Annotated in this window: 19 protein-coding genes; 10 read left to right on the top strand and 9 right to left on the bottom strand. The window is 65.0% G+C overall.

Going from position 1 to position 16442, the window contains the following annotated elements; translation table 11 throughout:
- Window positions 1-387 carry a clan AA aspartic protease gene (locus tag ACXIQ9_RS06730; RefSeq protein WP_459016159.1) on the bottom strand — a complete coding sequence of 129 codons (387 nt, stop codon included), beginning with the start codon at window positions 385-387 and terminating at the stop codon, window positions 1-3.
- Between the two features lie 94 nt (window positions 388-481).
- Here ACXIQ9_RS06730 and ACXIQ9_RS06735 point away from each other — a divergent pair, with 94 nt between their 5' ends.
- Window positions 482-1156, top strand: coding sequence for a DUF3386 domain-containing protein (locus ACXIQ9_RS06735; protein ID WP_459016160.1), 675 nt, complete (start codon window positions 482-484; stop codon window positions 1154-1156).
- 34 nt (window positions 1157-1190) lie between these two features.
- The gene (locus ACXIQ9_RS06740; protein WP_459016161.1) at window positions 1191-2516 is read left to right on the top strand and encodes an alanine/glycine:cation symporter family protein; all 1326 of its coding nucleotides are present in this window, start codon (window positions 1191-1193) and stop codon (window positions 2514-2516) included.
- Here the strand turns inward: ACXIQ9_RS06740 and ACXIQ9_RS06745 are convergent.
- Window positions 2513-3220 (bottom strand): SDR family NAD(P)-dependent oxidoreductase, encoded by a 708-nt coding sequence (locus ACXIQ9_RS06745; RefSeq protein WP_459016162.1) that lies wholly within the window; start codon window positions 3218-3220, stop codon window positions 2513-2515. The genes ACXIQ9_RS06740 and ACXIQ9_RS06745 overlap by 4 nt on opposite strands.
- Before the next feature lie 4 nt (window positions 3221-3224).
- Entirely contained in the window at window positions 3225-4586 is a 1362-nt protein-coding gene (gorA, locus tag ACXIQ9_RS06750) for a glutathione-disulfide reductase (RefSeq protein WP_459016163.1), read from the bottom strand.
- Between the two features lie 93 nt (window positions 4587-4679).
- On the opposite strand from gorA, the gene ACXIQ9_RS06755 reads away from it, so the two are divergent.
- A complete protein-coding gene (locus ACXIQ9_RS06755) occupies window positions 4680-5936 on the top strand; it encodes a glutathione S-transferase family protein (RefSeq protein ID WP_459016164.1) in 1257 nt (418 codons plus the stop codon).
- A 6-nt stretch (window positions 5937-5942) separates the two neighbouring features.
- Here the strand turns inward: ACXIQ9_RS06755 and ACXIQ9_RS06760 are convergent, their stop codons facing one another.
- Window positions 5943-6116 carry a hypothetical protein gene (locus ACXIQ9_RS06760; protein WP_010317739.1) on the bottom strand — a complete coding sequence of 58 codons (174 nt, stop codon included), beginning with the start codon at window positions 6114-6116 and terminating at the stop codon, window positions 5943-5945.
- 82 nt (window positions 6117-6198) lie between these two features.
- Here ACXIQ9_RS06760 and ACXIQ9_RS06765 point away from each other — a divergent pair, with 82 nt between their 5' ends.
- Window positions 6199-6765 carry a DUF2808 domain-containing protein gene (locus tag ACXIQ9_RS06765; protein ID WP_459016165.1) on the top strand — a complete coding sequence of 189 codons (567 nt, stop codon included), beginning with the start codon at window positions 6199-6201 and terminating at the stop codon, window positions 6763-6765.
- Here the strand turns inward: ACXIQ9_RS06765 and ACXIQ9_RS06770 are convergent.
- Window positions 6746-8347 carry an NCS2 family permease gene (locus ACXIQ9_RS06770; protein ID WP_459016166.1) on the bottom strand — a complete coding sequence of 534 codons (1602 nt, stop codon included), beginning with the start codon at window positions 8345-8347 and terminating at the stop codon, window positions 6746-6748. The two genes, ACXIQ9_RS06765 and ACXIQ9_RS06770, sit on opposite strands and share 20 nt — an antisense overlap.
- A gap of 24 nt (window positions 8348-8371) precedes the next feature.
- Between ACXIQ9_RS06770 and ACXIQ9_RS06775 the strand changes: the two genes are divergently transcribed.
- The 3 genes from ACXIQ9_RS06775 to ACXIQ9_RS06785 all read left to right on the top strand — a co-directional run bounded on the left by ACXIQ9_RS06775 (window position 8372) and on the right by ACXIQ9_RS06785 (window position 9443).
- Window positions 8372-8650: a DUF427 domain-containing protein gene (locus ACXIQ9_RS06775; RefSeq protein ID WP_010317742.1), complete on the top strand. Its 279-nt coding sequence runs from the start codon at window positions 8372-8374 to the stop codon at window positions 8648-8650.
- Between the two features lie 73 nt (window positions 8651-8723).
- A complete protein-coding gene (locus ACXIQ9_RS06780) occupies window positions 8724-8894 on the top strand; it encodes a hypothetical protein (RefSeq protein ID WP_156797969.1) in 171 nt (56 codons plus the stop codon).
- A gap of 129 nt (window positions 8895-9023) precedes the next feature.
- Complete coding sequence (locus tag ACXIQ9_RS06785) at window positions 9024-9443, top strand: helix-turn-helix domain-containing protein (RefSeq protein ID WP_459016167.1); 420 nt, start codon at window positions 9024-9026, stop codon at window positions 9441-9443.
- Here the strand turns inward: ACXIQ9_RS06785 and ACXIQ9_RS06790 are convergent.
- Entirely contained in the window at window positions 9440-9865 is a 426-nt protein-coding gene (locus ACXIQ9_RS06790; protein WP_459016168.1) for an SgcJ/EcaC family oxidoreductase, read from the bottom strand. The two genes, ACXIQ9_RS06785 and ACXIQ9_RS06790, sit on opposite strands and share 4 nt — an antisense overlap.
- A gap of 42 nt (window positions 9866-9907) precedes the next feature.
- Between ACXIQ9_RS06790 and ACXIQ9_RS06795 the strand changes: the two genes are divergently transcribed.
- Both ACXIQ9_RS06795 and ACXIQ9_RS06800 read left to right on the top strand, forming a co-directional pair.
- A complete protein-coding gene (locus tag ACXIQ9_RS06795; protein WP_459016169.1) occupies window positions 9908-10567 on the top strand; it encodes a ParB-like protein in 660 nt (219 codons plus the stop codon).
- A 33-nt stretch (window positions 10568-10600) separates the two neighbouring features.
- Complete coding sequence (locus tag ACXIQ9_RS06800; protein WP_459016170.1) at window positions 10601-11071, top strand: universal stress protein; 471 nt, start codon at window positions 10601-10603, stop codon at window positions 11069-11071.
- Here the strand turns inward: ACXIQ9_RS06800 and ACXIQ9_RS06805 are convergent.
- Window positions 11068-12567: a peptide ligase PGM1-related protein gene (locus ACXIQ9_RS06805; RefSeq protein WP_459016171.1), complete on the bottom strand. Its 1500-nt coding sequence runs from the start codon at window positions 12565-12567 to the stop codon at window positions 11068-11070. The genes ACXIQ9_RS06800 and ACXIQ9_RS06805 overlap by 4 nt on opposite strands.
- Before the next feature lie 90 nt (window positions 12568-12657).
- On the opposite strand from ACXIQ9_RS06805, the gene ACXIQ9_RS06810 reads away from it, so the two are divergent.
- A complete protein-coding gene (locus ACXIQ9_RS06810) occupies window positions 12658-14022 on the top strand; it encodes a DUF2252 domain-containing protein (protein WP_459016172.1) in 1365 nt (454 codons plus the stop codon).
- On the opposite strand, the gene ACXIQ9_RS06815 is transcribed toward ACXIQ9_RS06810, so the two are convergent.
- Window positions 14006-15223, bottom strand: a complete 1218-nt coding sequence (locus tag ACXIQ9_RS06815; protein WP_459016173.1) for a carbohydrate porin — start codon at window positions 15221-15223, stop codon at window positions 14006-14008. The genes ACXIQ9_RS06810 and ACXIQ9_RS06815 overlap by 17 nt on opposite strands.
- 97 nt (window positions 15224-15320) lie before the next feature.
- Entirely contained in the window at window positions 15321-16373 is a 1053-nt protein-coding gene (locus tag ACXIQ9_RS06820; protein WP_459016174.1) for a phycobilisome rod-core linker polypeptide, read from the bottom strand.
- Between the last annotated feature and the right edge of the window lie 69 nt (window positions 16374-16442).

Raw genomic sequence — 16442 nt, forward strand, 5'->3', positions numbered from 1 at the left:
CTAAGCCCTTTTCACAAGGGCATGGGGGATGTTGGGGCTACGGGGATCGGGCTCCACTTGTTGGCGGCTGGGGTTGATGGTGAGGTCCATGTCCTCCATGGGCACGGCCCCTAAGAGCACGTCTTCCCCCAGCACCAGAGCCCCGACAAAGCAGAGGCGATCCCCAAACGCCACCTTGACTGGGCCCACATAGGGAACGGTCATGGACCGCCCGTCGGCCACGGTCACCTCGCGCAGGGACTCGGTCTCGAGCTTGAGCTCAAGGGCCAAAGGCTCCGGAATACAGAGCATCAGGGCTCCGCTATCAACAAGGGCCTGGGTCTGAATGGGTCGCAACCCCGGCTCCCTTGGGTTGCTGAGCTCAATGCTGGCGTGGACGTATCCCATGGTTTCCACGCTATGGGCTGCGTGGAGCTAAGCCGTCCGTGAAATCACCGATCTCTTCATCCCCCTACGCTGGTTCCTTGCTGCATGCGTATCCGTGACTGTCGCCCCTAGCTCTGCCCCGGTTAGCTCAGGCTCTGACTGCACGGCTGCCTTCCGGGCGGCCTATGAGAACCGCTACACCTGGGCTCCTGGCTTTGGTGGCTACAGCGGCCGCTGCATCTGGGAGCAGGAGGACCAGCGCGTCGAAGGCAGCTTCAAGGTGGGCGCTGATCTGAAGGCCCAGGTGGAGGGCATCGAGAACGAGGAGATCCATAAGGCGATCGCCTCCCAGCTCTGGGAGGTCTGCATCCACCGCGTGCGCCGCAGCTTCGAGCAGACCCACGGAGAGAACACCTTCACCGCCGGTGAGACCGATGCGATTGGGACCGAGGTGATCGTCGGCGGTAAGAACACCGGCGACCGCTACCGGATTAAGGACGACGTGGTGACGATGGTGCACCGCCACATCCACGGCACCGTGGTGACGATTTTCACCGAGAGCACCACCGACACCGGCAGCGGCTACCTCAGCCACAGCTACACCAGCCAGTACGCCGATCCCGCCAGCGGCGAGGCCCGCGGCGGCAAGAGCCGTTTCACCGACACCTTTGTTGCCCTGGCCGGTGAGGGTCCCTGGGTGCTGAGCGAGCGGGTGGTGGAAACCGAGGCCTTTGGTGACACCCCGGCCGGTCGTCAGGTCTTCCGTTTCGAAGCCCTTAGCCCCGCCTGAATCGTGCCACCATCGCCAGATCTTCTGGCGATGAATGGAACAGCTCATCAAGGCCATCAACGACCCGATTAATGGGGTCGTTTGGGGCTGGCCGATGGTCACCTTGATCGCAGTCACCGGCATCGTGCTGATGCTGGGGCTGCGTTTGATGCCCCTGCAGCGCATCGGTTATGGCGTGCGCATGCTCGCTAAACCCGCCGAGGCTGGAGAAGACGGAGACATCAGCGCCTTCGGGGCCTTGATGACGTCTCTCTCCGCCACGATCGGTACGGGCAACATCGCCGGGGTCGCTGGAGCGATCGCCATCGGCGGTCCCGGTGCTGTCTTTTGGATGTGGGTGATCGCCGTCTTCGGCATTGCCACCAAATACGCCGAGGCGGTCCTTGCTGTTCGCTACCGGGAAGTCGACGGCCTGGGGAACCACGTCGGCGGCCCGATGTACTACATCCGCAATGGCCTGGGCCCCAACTGGCAGTGGTTGGCCGTGCTCTTCGCCCTCTTCGGCATGTTGGCGGGCTTCGGCATCGGCAATGGCGTCCAGTGTTTTGAGGTCTCCAGCGCTTTGGCCGCGGCGGGAATCCCCCGGGTGGCAACGGGCCTAGTCCTGGGTGGTCTGGTCTTTGCCGTGATCATTGGCGGCATCAATCGGATTTCCCAGGCGGCCTCTGCCCTGGTGCCGGCGATGTCCATCCTCTATGTCCTGGCCTGCCTGCTGGTGCTGGGCCTCAACATCAGCGATGTGCCCGGTGCATTCGGCACGATCTTTGCCAATGCCTTCAACGGCCAGGCGGCAGCCGGTGGCGCCTTCGGTCAGGTGGTGCTGATGGGTTTCAAGCGCGGCATCTTCTCCAATGAAGCCGGCCTGGGCAGCGCTCCGATCGCCCATGCGGCGGCCCGCACCAATGACCCGGTCCGTCAAGGCACGGTGGCGATGCTCGGCACGGTGATCGACACCCTCATCATCTGCACGATGACGGCCCTGGTGATCATCACCACGGGCGTCTATGGCAGTGGCGAGTCGGGTTCCAACCTCTCGATCCTGGCCTTCAACACCGGTCTGAGCGGCTCCGGTTGGGTCGTCACAGCCGGCTTGGTGATCTTTGCCTTCACCACGGTTCTGGGCTGGAGCTTCTACGGCGAGCGCTGCACCGAATTCCTGTTTGGTGAGCGGGCGATCAAACCCTTCCGATTTGTTTGGGTGGCGGTCGTGGTGATTGGTTCCGTCGCCGGAGACCGCGGTGTGGTCTGGGGTTTGGCCGACACCCTCAATGGCCTGATGGCTCTGCCCAACCTGATCGCCTTGCTGCTGCTGAGCGGCACGGTGTTCCAGCTGACCCGCGAGTACACCTTCGAGCGCTAAGCCTCGAGGTTGCAGTTCACCGCCAGCTCAAAGGGCACGCAGCTGTTGGGTTGCTCCAGCAGCTGGCTGGTGAGGGCGGCCAGGTCTTCGCTCTGGGTCATCTGCTCAGGGGGCAGGGCCTTCACCGCCGCTGCCATGTCGGTGTTGACCCAACTCGGGCAGACCGTCGTCACCCGGATCCCGCTCTCCCAGCCCTCATTGCGCATGGTCTGGCAGAGCCCCATCAAGGCGAACTTGCTGGTGCTGTAGGCCGCCAGGCGGCCTTTGGTGCGTTTGCCGCTCATCGAGACCAGCACGACGACGCGCCCGGAGCCATGGGCTTGCAGCTGCGGCCAGGCGGCCCGGGTTAGCCACCAGGGCCCCATCACATTGACGTCGAACAGCCGCTGGATCTCCTGCTCCTGGCCGTCCTCAAACACCAGCGGCACCCGCGAGAAGATCCCAGCGCAGTGGATCACGCTGTCGACCGCTCCGAAGTGCTCCAGCGTCGCCTGCACCCAGGCCTCGGCGCTCGTGGGTTCGGCCGCGTCATAGGGGTGCAGCAGCACGCGCTCGGCGCCGGCCTGCTCGGGGTCGAGGGGGCTGCCCTTGAGGTCGCCTGGGTTGCGCAGGCCCAGGCTCAGGCGATGGCCATCGCTCAGGAGCCGCTCGGCCATGGCCCGGCCGATGCCGCGGCTAGCGCCGCTGATCAAGAGTGTGCGCATGGCCTTAGTTGGGCAGCGTGACGAACTCCTCTGAGATCGTCGGATGCAGCGCCATGGTGCGATCGAAATCCGCCTTGGTCGCTCCCATGCCGATGGCGATGGCCGCCATCTGAATGATCTCGGCCGCGTGCTCGCCCACCATGTGGCAGCCCAGTACCTTGCCGCTGCCGGCCTCGAGCACCAGCTTGAGCAGCACCTTGGGATCACGGGCCGGTAGGGCCTGGCTCATGGGACGGAAGCGGGCCCGATGCACCTTGATCCTGTCCTTGCCGTAGCGCTCGACCGCGGCCTCTTCGCTGAGGCCAACGCTGGAGAGCTCCGGCTGGGAGAAGACCGCAGCCGCCACCAGGTCGTGGTCCACCTGGCGCGGCTTGTTCCCCCAGATGCTGTCGGCGAGGGCCCGGCCCTCATCAATGGCGACCGGGGTGAGGTTGACCCGGTCGGTGACGTCTCCCACGGCGTAGATGTGGGGCACGTTGGTGCGCTGATCCGCGTCGACTGGAATGCGATGGCCTTCCATCGCCACCCCAGCGGCTTCGAGGTTGAGGCCCGCCAGGAAGGGGCGGCGGCCCGTGGCCAGCAGCACGCCGTTGCAGGCGATGCGCTCGCCGCTTTGGGTGACCACCGTCAGCGCCCCCGGTTCGCCTTCGATGGCAGCGGGGCTGTGGGCGAGGCGCACCGTGATGCCCTCGGCCTCCATCGCCTCCAGCACGGCCTGGCCGCACTCCCGATCGAAGCCCCGCAGCAGGTGATCGCCGCGCACCAGTTGGGTCACCTGGACCCCCAGGCCATTGAGGATGCAGGCGAACTCACAGGCGATGAAGCCGGCGCCGACCACCACCACCTGCTTGGGGAACTGCTCGAGTTCAAACAGGTCGTCCGAGATCCAGCCCAGTTCGGAGCCCGGGATCTGCGGGCGATGGGGGCGTCCCCCCACGGCGATCAGGATTCGCTCGGCGCTCAGCCGCCGGGTCTCCTTCCCGCTGCTGTCCTGGACGCTGACGCTGCGATCGTCGGCGAGACGGCCCCAACCGCGCACCAGCTCAACGCCAGCCTTCTCCAGGAAACCAATGTGCAGTTGGTTGAGGCGATCCACCTCGGCGCGCACCTTGCTGAGCAGGACGCTGCTGTCATGGCTCACCGCCCCCACGCTCCAGCCGTAGCTGGCGGCATCGCTGAGTTGGTGGCGGACGGCGGAGCCGTAGACCATCAGTTTCTTGGGGACGCAGCCGCGGATCACGCAGGTGCCGCCCACGCGATCCCCTTCAACGATGACCACGCGGGCGCCGTAGGAGGCGGCGCGCTTGGCGGCGGCCAGTCCGCCGGATCCGGCCCCGATCACGATCAGATCGAAGTGGTCGCTCATGCCCTCGCCCTTGCTTGCTCCAAGTGTTGCCTAGAGGCACCCGCGCTGCCGCTTTGATTCCCTAAAACAGAAGGCCGCCCCGCCCTCCCGTTGATGTTCAGCTCCCCGGGCCCGCAAGCATTGAGCTGGGATGACCTTGCCGAGCTGCTGCCCCTGCAGAGCGAAGAGCAACTGCTGCAGCTGCGTCAGGAGGGTCCCACCAACGCCCAGGCGCGGCTGCGGCTGTTTGGTCGGCCGGAATCGGAGGTGCGCGTCACCCTCTATCGCGATCACCACGCCTGGTGTCCCTATTGCCAGAAGGTCTGGCTCTGGCTGGAGGAGAAGCGGATCCCCTACCGGATCCGCAAGGTGACGATGTTCTGCTACGGCGAGAAGGAGCGCTGGTACAAGCAGGTTGTCCCCTCGGGAATGCTGCCGGCCCTGGAGCTCGACGGGCGTCTCTACACCGAGAGCGATGTGATCCTTCAGGCCCTTGAGGATGCCTTTGGGCCGCTGGAGGCTGGCCTGAGTGATCCCGATGTCTTCCCCTTGCGGCAGCTGGAGCGCCGCCTGTTTCGTGCCTGGTGCCAATGGCTCTGCTACTGCGAGGGTCAAGGGGCGCACAGCGCTCCGGCTGAACAGCACTTCGCCCGGATCGCGACCCTGGTGGAGGAGGCCCTGGAGGCCACCCCTGGTCCGTTTTTCCTCGAGCGCTTCAGCAGTGCCGATGTGATCTTCATCCCCTACCTCGAGCGGATGAATGCCTCCCTCGCCTACTACAAGGGCTATGGGATTCGCCAGCAGCACCCGGCCATCGACCGCTGGTTCACGGCGCTGGAGCAGCGCCGCACCTACCTGGGTACCCAGAGCGATTTCCACACCCATGCCCATGACCTGCCGCCGCAGATGGGTTGCTGCTTGGCCAGCGCCACGCCCGAGCAACGCCGCGTCGCTGCGCTGATCGACCAGGGTCCCTGGCCCGTGGAGGATCCGGCCGTGATCGAGACCCGCCAGCCGGCGCCCGAGGGGGCAGCCCTTGAGGCCGTGGCTCGGGTGCTGCGGCACCGCGAGCGCTTGCTGGCGATCAATCCCGCCCCCTCAGCGGCTTTTGATCAGGCACTGCGCGCGGCCCTGACCCTGCTGTTGAAGCCGGCCAACGGTGCGATCACCCCACCTGCCGGCACGGCCGCGGGTCTGCGTTACCTGCGCGATCGGATCTCGGTGCCGCGGGACATGTCCCTGCATGCCGGCCGTCTGCTGCGCGCCGCCCTGGAGACCACCGCCGCCCTCGATGGCAACGCACAAGCGGAACCGCTGCCAGTGCAACACCGCCGAGATCAGAACCCGGTTCCTTTTCTCGTTGAGGCCTAGGCGGAATTAACGGCCGCTGATCTGGGCCTTCTTGGCCATCAGGTACTGCACCAGTTCCTGCTGCAGGGTGACCAGTTCGCGGGTGCAACCGCGGAAGGCCGCCCGGTGGCGGATCTCTTCGTGGCGGGTGTTGAGGTCCCGCAGCATCAGTTCGATGGCATCGAGTTCAGCCCGGTTCATCGAGGTGCGCTGCAGTGCTTTGAAGATATCAACTGCTCTCAAAAACGCTGGCTAGCGTTCAACCATCCACACCAATGCAGCTATGGCCGCCTGGAGAGCGTCATCGGCCGCCGCCTGCACGGCGCTTGGTTTGTTGCTTGGTGCAGCGGCCGACGGCATCCGGCCTGAGCCCGCGGCGGCCCTGGAGCTGCGGGGCCAGACCTATTTCACTAATCCACCCTGGAAGGTGGATTTCACCAACTACTACTGGTACGTCAACCAGGCCCAGGGGGAGTACTACTTCACCGTCACCCTGGCGGAAAACGCCGGGGCCGGACTGGGGGGCTTGGTGATCACCCAGATCCGCGGGGTGGATCGCAACTTCTCCTTGGCGCCCCAGCGCGCCCATGCCTTCATCGGTCGCCCCCGGCGGGAGGGTGCTTCCGTGCCAGTGGAGGCCACCTTTGATCAGGCCACGAGAACCCTGCGGGCGGTCTTCCCGGAGCCGCCGCAACCCGGTCAGGAGGTGACCCTGGCCCTGCGCCCGCCGCTGAATCCCACCTGGGCTGACACCTATGTCTTTGCGGTGCAGGCCCTGCCCGCGGGCCCCGACCCGGTGCCGGCACCGCTGGGGGTCGCGCGGCTGGAGATCATGAGCCGGTTCTGGTGAGGCGGCCCTTGAGGCTGGCGGCGGCAAAGACCGCGGCCATCGCCAGATAACCCTGGGCCCAGGCTGCGCCCACTCCCCAGCCCAATTGCAGGGTGGTGTCGCTGGCGCTGAATTGCCAGGCGTGGATCACGCCAAACCAGGAGCAGGCGGCGGCCACCAGGGCCGCCAGGCAGGCGGCCTTGAAGCGCTGCTCGATCGCGTAGACGACTATCGCCGCTAGGAGCATGGCCGTGATGATCTGGCCCTGCTCCAGGGCGAAGGCACCCGCAGCCCAGACATCGGCCTGTTGCAGTCCCTCCAGCAAGCCAGGGCCAAAGGGGGTCTCGGCACCGCCGGCTCCACCGGCCCGCAGTCCCGCCTTGATCAGCAGGGCCCCCCATCCCGCCAGGCCCGGCATCAGTCCCAGGGCGACCGCTGGCGCATGGGCGCGGGGTGTGGCCTCAAAGGCCTGGGCCGTGATCACCAGGCCGATGTAGAGCACGATCGCCATCCCGGCTTCGATCGGCACGAGCTGACCCACCACGCCAAACAGCCCCAACAGGCAGGCCGCGCCCATCAGCAGGCCGTTCAGCCAGGAGTAGCCAATGCGGGCCCCCATCCCCTTCCAGCCGGGATGGCCGATGTAGATCGTGGTGGGAAAGCAGGAGCCCAGGCCAGCGGCGACCACCGTCCCCAGGCCATTGATCAACAGTGAGCTGCGCACGGGGTAGCGATCGCCGGCGGCCTCCGCGCTCTCGATGTTCTGCAGCGAACCGAGCACGTTGAACAGCCCCATCGGAACGATCACCCCGAGCCAGGGCAGCAGTTGCCCGCGGGCATCCCAGAGGCTCCCGAGCTGCAGCTGGGGCGAGCGCCAACCGATTTGGGCGGCCTCCTGGGCCCAGCGCTCCGGGTTGGCGTCAATCAGTCCACTGCTCCAGGCCAGGGCGCTGCCGACCAGCACCGCCAGTAGGCCGCCCGGAATCGGGAAGCGGACCTTGCCGTAGTAGGTCGCCAGGATCACCGCCAGCACCGCCAGCCCCACCAGCGGTTGGGCATAGGTGCGCAGCAAAAAGCCCAGGGCGATGTAGCCCAAGGCAATCCCCGCCAGGGTGGAGAGCAGGGCGGCCCGGGGCAGCCAACGCCGCAGCCAACCTGCGCAGAAGGCGCCGCAGGCCTCGATCAAGCCCGAGCCCAGGCAGGCCACCAGACCCGCCTGCCAGGAGAGGCGGATGGCGCTGGCCTCATCCAGCCCCTGGCCCAGGGCGGTGAGTTTCACCGGCAGCATCACCAGAAAGATGTAGGCAAAAAGGCTGACGGTGTTGATGCCGTAGGGCAGGGCCGTGCGGTCGCTGCGTCCCTCCCGTTGCGCCAGCCGGTAGGCCTGCAGGGCGTAGGCACCATTGCCGATCAACAGGCTGATGCCGGTGGCGGGAAGGATGGTTCCAAAGACCAGGGCATCGGGGTAGCCCAGCACCCCGCGGCAGAGCCCCAGGATCAGCAGGATCTGGATCAGGTTGTCCAGGCTCAGGCCGAGAAACCCATCGAGATCTCCGCTATCGAACCAGCGGGGCCCCGACTTGCTTGGCTCAGGCGAGATCATGGCGGCAGTGGCATCCCCTCAAGCATGCAAGCCAGCTGGAACGGAACCGTCATCGCCGAGAGCGACGACATCGTCGTGGTGGAGGGCAATCCTTATTTCCCCCGGGCGGCTTTGAAGCAGGAGTTCTTCCGCGACAGCAGCCACACCAGTAGCTGCGGTTGGAAGGGCACCTGCCGCTACTGGGATGTGGTGGTCAACGGTGAGGTCAATGCCAACTGCGCCTGGAGCTACGAGACCCCCAAGCCCGCCGCCGCAGAAATCACCGAACGGGTGGCGTTCTGGAAGGGGGTGAAGGTCGCCTGAAGCTCGGCACAAATGCCGATTGACGGGTGATCAGGCGCCGCTTGGATGACGGGGTTGCGCATTGACCCTGGTCATGGCGAGCTCCAAAGATGCCGCGAGCTTGGTGTTGCTTGGCCTCTACGGCTTTATTGCCCTGAGATTGCTATTGACCTGGTTGCAGCGGCGCCGCCAGCGGCGCTGGCGCGGCGCTCCCCATTGCTTGTTGGCCCCGACAACCGTCGCCGCTCGGGGCCGTTCACGTTGAGCGTTATGCAGGTTTTGCATGGTGCGCAGGATTCCGTGACATTCACCCTCGCGGGATCGCAAGTTCTCGTAATTTCTCACCGCAGTTTTTACTCCGCCTCGGTTGGTGCGCTCTGTTCAACAGCGAGCGATGGATCCAGCCGACGTGGCAGTGATGCACGCATTGGCCTTGTATGTCGCTGAGCATTACGCCAGCGATCTGCGGATGCCGGACCTGGCGTCCCATGTTCACGTCAGTGTTCGCACCCTGCAGAACCTCTTCCATAGCCATTGCGGTGAACCACCGCTCAAGGCCCTGAGACGTTTTCGTCTGCATCAGCTGAACAGCATCGTCCTGGACCGGCCCTGGACTCCTCTGCGTGAGCTCTACCGCCTTTGTGGCTTGACGGGCTCGGTGGCTGATCGCGATTTCTTCCTCGAGATTTATGGCCTCACCATCCGTGAGCACCAAGAGGGAGCACGGCTGAAGTCCACCCCGGTGCCCTCGCCCTCCGCCCTGACGGAATTCCCAAAGGGCGAACTGCGGCACATGCTCAAGGCCGCGGCCTAGGGAAGCAACGAGGAGTGGTGGTGCTCGATGCTCCAGGCTCCATCCTGGTAGGCATAGACAAAGGTGTAACGGGCCCGAACCCAGCCCTGACCGTCCAGTTCAAAGCTGTAGTTGCCGGCGTCGATGGCCACGTTGCAGTCGCTTTGGATCACCCGCTCATCAATGCGGCCGGTGGGGTGTTTGCTCAGGAAGCCCTTGAAATAGTCCTCGATTCCCGCCGTCGTGGTGCGTGCCTGGTTCGAGAGGGTGGGCAGCAGCAGCGCATCCGGGCGGTAGAGGGCGCTGACCTGGGCGGGATCCCCAGTGGCCAGGGCCGCATTCCAGCGGTCAAATAGAGCGGCTACTTGGGGATCCGTGAGGGTGTGGCAGCTGGTTGAATCGGCAGCCCAGACACTGTTCACGCCGACACAAAAAACGGCCAAGAGTGCCAGCAGCAGTTGAAAAACCCGGTTTAGGTTCGGTCCATGGCCCTGCGTCTGCCTCCGTTTTATCCCTTGCCACCGCCGAAGGGCGGGAAGAACGCGCTGCTCGAGGTTCCGATTCAGGATCTGCATCCGACTCAGCTCTGCGTGGGCATGGCGGAGATCGTCAGCCGCCAAAGGGATTTTGCTGAGGATGACCCCAAAGAGCAGCGTCAGTACTTAAAGCGCAAACCCACGCCGCTGGTGCGCTCAGCTGCCGGTGAGCTCTGGATGGTGGATCGTCACCATCGCCTGCGCGCCCTGCTTGAGCTGGATCCCCAGGCCACGGCCTTCGGCTATGTGGCGCTGGAGGTGGACAGCGCCGATCCCGCGGTGGTGCTGGCTGAATTGCAGCGCCGGGGATGGCTCTACCTCTATGACGGTCGCGGCCTGGGGCCCCAGCATCCGTCGGTCTTACCCCCCACGCTGCTGGGAACCCAGGACGATCCCTACCGCAGCCTGGTCTGGAAGTTGAAGCGCGAGAAGGTGATCACCTCGGCGCCTTTGATTCCCTTTCATGAGTTCCGCTGGGGGGCTTGGTTGCGCAGTCGCCAACTGCCGCCCTTCAGCTCAGCAAAGCTGGAGCCGGCCCTGCCCGCGGCTCGGGCTTTGGCTCGCTCCCAGGCGGCCTCACGGCTGGCCGGTTGGATTGGGCCGTCCTGACTAGCTTTCGGCTAGAGCAAAGGACTGCAGCCGATGTTTCGTCATCTTCTGGTGCCAACCGATGGCTCGGAGCTGTCTCAGTTGGCGGTGGATCAGGCGGTGCAGATGGCCAGTGAGATCGACGCCAAGATCACCTTTTTCCATGTGCAACCGAGCTACTACGGTCGCCCCGATGTAGCCCTCTATGGGGAGGGTTTGGTCCTGGATCCGCTGATGACCGAGCAGTTCAGCAAGGCCAATGCGGACTACGCCGAATCGGTACTGGGGGCGGCCAAGGCCAAGGCCAGTGCCAAGGGGGTGGAGGCGGATGGGGCGACCTCGGTGAATGCCGTGATTTATGAGGCGATCCTTGAGGCCGCCAGCGATAACAAGTGCGATCTGATCTTCATGGCCTCCCATGGCCGCCGCGGCTTGGCGGGCCTGGTGCTCGGCAGTGAAACCCAACGGGTGCTGACCCACGCGGAGTTGCCGGTCTTGGTCTATCCCGGCCGCGGGCAGGACTAGTTCCCGCCCTGGACGCTGGTGGCCTGTTGGATCAGTTGCCCCGCCGTGGCCCCGTAGACCTGCTCCGCCTCCTCAGCGCTGCGACCCACGCAGGTCATCCCCAGCTTTCCGTACTCCGAGAGACAGCCCAGCAGGTGAAAGACGCTGCCCCGTAGACGTGCCGGGTCGTAGTGCAGATCGGCTTCGGCGACGATGTCGATCAGGTCTGCCGGCAGCAGCCCCCGCAGGTTGGGGTGGGTCAGGTTGTCGGTGGCCATGTAGTGCAGGGCCTGACCGGTGGGGGAGAGAAACTCACCCGTTCCCGGATCGAGCTTGCCGGTGGTGATGGCCCGTAGGGCCATGTAGGGGTGGGTGGTGCCGCCTTGCCTGAGGTTCACCTCGATCGCCTGTAGATCCCATTGCCCATCGATCAGGCGGGCAATGAAGTCAACGGCGTAGCGCTCCAGGGCCCCTTCGGCTCCGAGGGCCTCGCCAATGGCCTGGCCATGGCGCATCAGTGTGAGGCGATAGGCCTGATCCGCTGGGAAGCGGCAGCCGTGATAGGTCTGGCCATTGCTGCCCCCCAGGATCTGTTCGTGGGTGGAGAGCACCTCAACGCGCCCCCCGGGGTGAATGGTTCCTTGCACGCTGGGGGAGCTGAGTTGATCGCCCCCCTCCAGCCAAGCCTCCACCAGGGCACCCTGCTCAGCCAGCAGGGTGAGCCAGCCTTGGGCGGGCATCGGCAGTCGCTCCAGTTCTTGCTGCAGCCGCTGGCGCCGGGCAGCGGCAGAGCGCTCCTGCAGTTGCAACGGGGCGAGATCCAGGGCGGCATTGCCCTCACCGCTGATCCCCTCGTTCAGCTTGACCACGCAGCGCTTGAGCTCGGGATGCGCCTCCCAGAGTGTGGCGGTGACTTCGGCCAGGTCCTCGAGGTTGTGGACCAGATCACTCCCAGGTGGGTGCGGCACCCCGCAACGGGCAAAGAGCTCACGGCTGCCGGCTTTGCTGCCCCAGTGGCCCAGGGCGGGGTCGGTGCCGAGTAGCGGGATCTGCAGCGCTTCGGAGAGCCGTTTCTCGAGCTCGGTCACGACAAAGCAACTGATGAAGCTGCGGCCCGGGCGCAGTTGCTCTTTGATGCGGGCCAGCAGGGCGGGGCGCTCCAGCAACTTTTCGGTCAGGGGCCGGTTGGAGGCGTCGTCGGTGTCGAAGAGCTGGAGACGCCGCCGGGCATGGGAGGTGGGGACACCGGGCAGAAGCTCGAGGACCGCATCGACCACCAGCTCCGGCAGCAACTTGCTGGTGACATAGATCGCCCTGACCCCGGGATCCCGAAGCCGAATCAGCGAAAACAGCTGCCGCTCCTCGTAATGGTGCGCACCGGTGACCAGGGCCATCAGCGCCCGGTCCATGCTCAGGGAGGGCACCACCAGCACGTCGAACTGGCCGCCCTTGCCGCTGTGCTCGCAGCCCCAGCCCGGCTGCAGTTGGGCCTGGAGTTCCCGAAAGGAGAGGGCCATAGGGCGAGGCACTTGTCTCCATGTTTGCCAGATTCTTCCGTTTTGCCCGGCGGCTCGCTAAGTCAGTAGGAGGTGCACCTCCTAGGACCGTTGCGTGCGAGCGACCCCAACGCGGCTGGATGGGAGGACCTCTCGCTCTGGCAACCGCTGCTTGATCGGCGGGATCCGATCAGCCGAATCGAGGAGCAGAACAGCACTCGCTTGCCCTGGTTGATCGCCGAGCGGCATCGGCGCATGGCCGAGAGTCCCTTCGCCTGGTTCCGAGGGACGGCGGCCCAGATGGCGGCCGATCTGGCGCCCTTGCCCCGTAGTCCCCATTGGGTGCAGCTGTGTGGTGATGCCCACCTGCTGAACTTCGGTTTTTATGCCTCGCCGGAGCGCAGCCTGGTCTTCGACATCAATGACTTTGATGAGACCGCACCCGGACCGTTTGAGTGGGATGTCAAACGCCTCCTTGTCAGCGCCGTCTTGGTGGCACGCCAGTGGCAACTGGATCGCGAGGAGCAGTTCCGCCTCGCCCGCAAGGTGGCCGCGGCCTATCGCAAGGCGATGGCGGAGTACGCCAACCTCCCCACCCTGAAGCTCTGGAACTGTCTGCTCCATGTTGAGCGGTTCGTGGAGGAGCTGCCGGCCACGGCCTTCCGCTCCCACCTTGAGGTGGCGGTGGCCCAAGCCCTGCGGCGCTCGGGACGCCAGGCCATCCAGAAGCACTGTGAGTTCCTGCCGGATGGAACCGCTCAGATTCGTCATCAGCCGCCCTTGGTCTGGCGCCATGCCCTGTTGGATCCCACCGCCCTGTGGGCCTCAGAGCCGGATCTGGATCCTGCGTCCATCCCCAGCCACAGCGAAGCGATCGCCTTCCTGCTGGCGGGCTACCGCGAGAGCTTGCCACCCCACCGCCGCCATCAGCTGCAGGACTTTGCCTTGGTCGACACCGCCCTCAAAGCCGTTGGTGTGGGTTCGGTTGGCACCCGCTGCGCCATTGGCCTGATGAAGGGTCCCCATCCGGAGGACTGGTTGTTGCTGCAAAGCAAGCAGGCCCTGCCGTCCTGCATCGACCAGCAACTGGGAAATGAGGCGGGGCATCAGGGACAGCGGGTTGTCGAAGGCCAGCGTTTGATTCAGTGCGTCTGCGATCCCTTCTTGGGCTGGACCTCAACGCCCAAAGGCATTCCGATGTACTGGCGGCAGCTGCGGGACTGGAAGGCCTCGGTTTCCCTCGCCTCGATGAAGCCCCCCTCCCTGAAGGCCTACGCCAAGCTCTGCGCCATGGTCTTGGCCCGGGCCCACGCCCGCAGTGGTCAGCGTCAAACCCTCCATGGCGCCCTCGGGGATGACAAGGGCTTTGATCGGGCCATGGCCAACTTTGCCCTGGGCTACGCCGATCAGGTGGAAGAGGACCATCGGGCGCTGCTGCAGGCCATGGCCTCCGGCCGGCTTACAAGTTCAGACTGATCTGGATGCTGGTGGTCAGGATTCCCGGTGTGGGGATGTCTCGGCCACTGGGGTTGAAGATCCACTGCAGGGTGGGCTGCAGATTCAGATTGGGGTTGAGCTGCAGGCGATAGCCCAGCTCCAGAACGCCCTCGTAGGGCTGGTTTGGGTAGCCCGGTGGGGCCGCGGCGCTCAGACCAGCGTGCCCGCCACCGAGGATCAGCAGGTCCTGGGGGCGCTTGGGGAAGACCCCTTGGATCACCAGGCCGCCGCCGAGGAAGCTTGGTGCCTGGTTGAGATCAAACTCCGGCGAGTAGGACCCGCCGATCCAGACCCGGTCATCGAGGCCGAGGGGTAGACCGCTTTTCCAGGTCGCACTGCCGAACAGTCCTTCGCCTTGGTAGTCCGTGGTGAAGCCGCCGATGGAGAACAGCTCACCGGGTAGGACGCTGCCTGCGGCCTGGCTGCGCTTGGGGCTGTAGTTCAGCTGCAGGATGTGGGCGTCTCCGACCTTGGTGGGTGTGATGTCGACCGGCGCGCCGAAGGCTTGGATGATCGGGATGGCCGTCGTGAGATCAAACCAGCCGTAGTAGACGTCAACATCCTTGTGGGGATGGATGTCGAGCCTTGCGGCCAGGCTTGAAAAGGGTGAGATCGGTAGGTTCCCCGCAAAGATGTTGTAGGTGTTGTTCAACGCCGAGTGCACGTAGTTGTTGAGGATCGGCGCACTCAGCAGCGTTCCATCGAAATCACCATTGATCGGAATCACACCAGCGCGGACACCGATCAAACCTTCTCCGGCGCTGCGCTCCAAGGACAGTTCCGTCGGATAGAAACCAGCGGGGTAGGACAGGGTTTGCGGGGCTAGGAACGCGCCAATGCGAGTGCCATAGCTCACATCGCCCGCGACGTGATTGATGTTGGCGTTGATGTGCCAGTGATCTTGCTCATTCCAGTCCTGGATCTCACGGCTCAGACCTGTCCCCAGTTGGAGATCAAGGGATGTGTCCTGGATCCAGGCCGAGCTTTGAGCAGCCCCTCCCAGGGGGTTCGCCATGGGCTCGGCGGTGTAGCTGATCGAGAACAACAACCAGTCGGGCAGCTTCAGCGCCTCTTGCAGGCTTAAGGCCTGTTGGGGTTGTTCGCCCGCCCAGCCGTTGCTGCCAAGCAGCAGGCTGGTCAGGAGCGTTAGCGATCCAGTGGCAAGGCCCCGCAGGATCACTGTGGCTCACGCAGAGGTCGTCCCATCTTGGCGGGGACTGGCAACAAAAAGCCCCCGGCCGTTTGGCCAGGGGCAGAGGTCATGGGGAGGGGTCTAATCAGCCCTTGGAGCGCCCACGCCCCTTGGCTTTGGGTTTGTCTTCACTTGGGGCTTCGGCAGCAGGAGTCGGCGCGGGGGCGGGTGCCGAGGAGATGTCGCTGTCGCCACTGACGACGACGCTGACGACGCGGCCGCCCTGGCGCAGGACCCGTTGCAGGGCCTCGTTCATCCGGCTGTAGGGCACGCGGGTGGTGTAGGCGCCGTGGCGGATGAAGCGGTTGTTGGCGATGCCCGTCGCGGTGATCGTGACCACCCGGCTGCCTTCTGCCGCACCGCTGTTCGGTGCTGAGACCAGCAACTCGGTGCTGCGGAAGCCGTAGGCGGGGCTGCCGTCGATGCGGCGGGTGCTGGGCAGATCACCGCTGGGCAGATCGCTGCCGCTGGACATCGAGGCCTTGAAGGGACCATCGGTGCTGATGTGGGCGTAGCGGGCCACGCTGACCGAAGCACCGGCACCGGGCACCGGAATGGCGCGGTTTTGGTGCAGGGCTTGGCCCAGCTTGAACTGACTGCCGTTGCGGTCGCCCTTGACCGAGGCGGCGGCGCCCCGGGCCAGTTGCATCAGATAGGAAAACTGACGTCCCTCGTGGCCCACCGAATAGCCCCAACCATGCATGTGGGGAACGCGGTCGTTGCCGAAGTTGCGGCTGTATTCGTCGCTATCGATGTAGGAGTCGATCTCCGCGTCGTAGCCCTGCTCCTGCAGGATCGTGAAGTGGTGCAGCATCTCCTCTTTGTTGTGGGGAGCGCGACCCAGCAGATGTTTGTGGTTGAGCTCGATGAAGCGGTAGGGGTTGCAGCTCTCAAAGAAGCGAGCGCGGTATTGGGCACTCTTGGCCACCAGGCGCACGAACTCGCGCACGTTCAGGTAGCCGTTGCGGAAGAGCGACTCGGTCCCTTCGAGTCGATCGCTCTTCATCACATGCTGACCGCCCAGAACCTGCTGGTAGACGGCACGAATGATGGTGCTCTTATCGCTATCGGAGGCCTGCTGCCTGTGTTCTTTGTTCTGACCGTTTGCAAACCTCTCGATACCCAGAGCGGGCGCCATGACAAGAGACATGTGGATCGGGCGGACTATGGAAGAAGCGCGTGATTCACGCAGCCGCATGGAAATTAG

The organism is Synechococcus sp. LTW-G, from assembly GCF_054459035.1.

What these genes read in the sequence shown, in the direction of transcription:
- ACXIQ9_RS06730 (WP_459016159.1), bottom strand. Translation starts at nt 387, where the DNA reads ATGGGATACGTCCACGCCAGCATTGAGCTCAGCAACCCAAGGGAGCCG.
- ACXIQ9_RS06765 (WP_459016165.1), top strand. Translation starts at nt 6,199, where the DNA reads ATGGCCGCCTGGAGAGCGTCATCGGCCGCCGCCTGCACGGCGCTTGGT.
- ACXIQ9_RS06770 (WP_459016166.1), bottom strand. Translation starts at nt 8,347, where the DNA reads ATGATCTCGCCTGAGCCAAGCAAGTCGGGGCCCCGCTGGTTCGATAGC.
- ACXIQ9_RS06780 (WP_156797969.1), top strand. Translation starts at nt 8,724, where the DNA reads ATGGCGAGCTCCAAAGATGCCGCGAGCTTGGTGTTGCTTGGCCTCTAC.
- ACXIQ9_RS06800 (WP_459016170.1), top strand. Translation starts at nt 10,601, where the DNA reads ATGTTTCGTCATCTTCTGGTGCCAACCGATGGCTCGGAGCTGTCTCAG.
- gorA (WP_459016163.1), bottom strand. Translation starts at nt 4,586, where the DNA reads ATGAGCGACCACTTCGATCTGATCGTGATCGGGGCCGGATCCGGCGGA.
- ACXIQ9_RS06745 (WP_459016162.1), bottom strand. Translation starts at nt 3,220, where the DNA reads ATGCGCACACTCTTGATCAGCGGCGCTAGCCGCGGCATCGGCCGGGCC.
- ACXIQ9_RS06785 (WP_459016167.1), top strand. Translation starts at nt 9,024, where the DNA reads ATGGATCCAGCCGACGTGGCAGTGATGCACGCATTGGCCTTGTATGTC.
- ACXIQ9_RS06805 (WP_459016171.1), bottom strand. Translation starts at nt 12,567, where the DNA reads ATGGCCCTCTCCTTTCGGGAACTCCAGGCCCAACTGCAGCCGGGCTGG.
- ACXIQ9_RS06820 (WP_459016174.1), bottom strand. Translation starts at nt 16,373, where the DNA reads ATGGCGCCCGCTCTGGGTATCGAGAGGTTTGCAAACGGTCAGAACAAA.
- ACXIQ9_RS06740 (WP_459016161.1), top strand. Translation starts at nt 1,191, where the DNA reads ATGGAACAGCTCATCAAGGCCATCAACGACCCGATTAATGGGGTCGTT.
- ACXIQ9_RS06795 (WP_459016169.1), top strand. Translation starts at nt 9,908, where the DNA reads ATGGCCCTGCGTCTGCCTCCGTTTTATCCCTTGCCACCGCCGAAGGGC.
- ACXIQ9_RS06775 (WP_010317742.1), top strand. Translation starts at nt 8,372, where the DNA reads ATGCAAGCCAGCTGGAACGGAACCGTCATCGCCGAGAGCGACGACATC.
- ACXIQ9_RS06755 (WP_459016164.1), top strand. Translation starts at nt 4,680, where the DNA reads ATGTTCAGCTCCCCGGGCCCGCAAGCATTGAGCTGGGATGACCTTGCC.
- ACXIQ9_RS06760 (WP_010317739.1), bottom strand. Translation starts at nt 6,116, where the DNA reads ATGAACCGGGCTGAACTCGATGCCATCGAACTGATGCTGCGGGACCTC.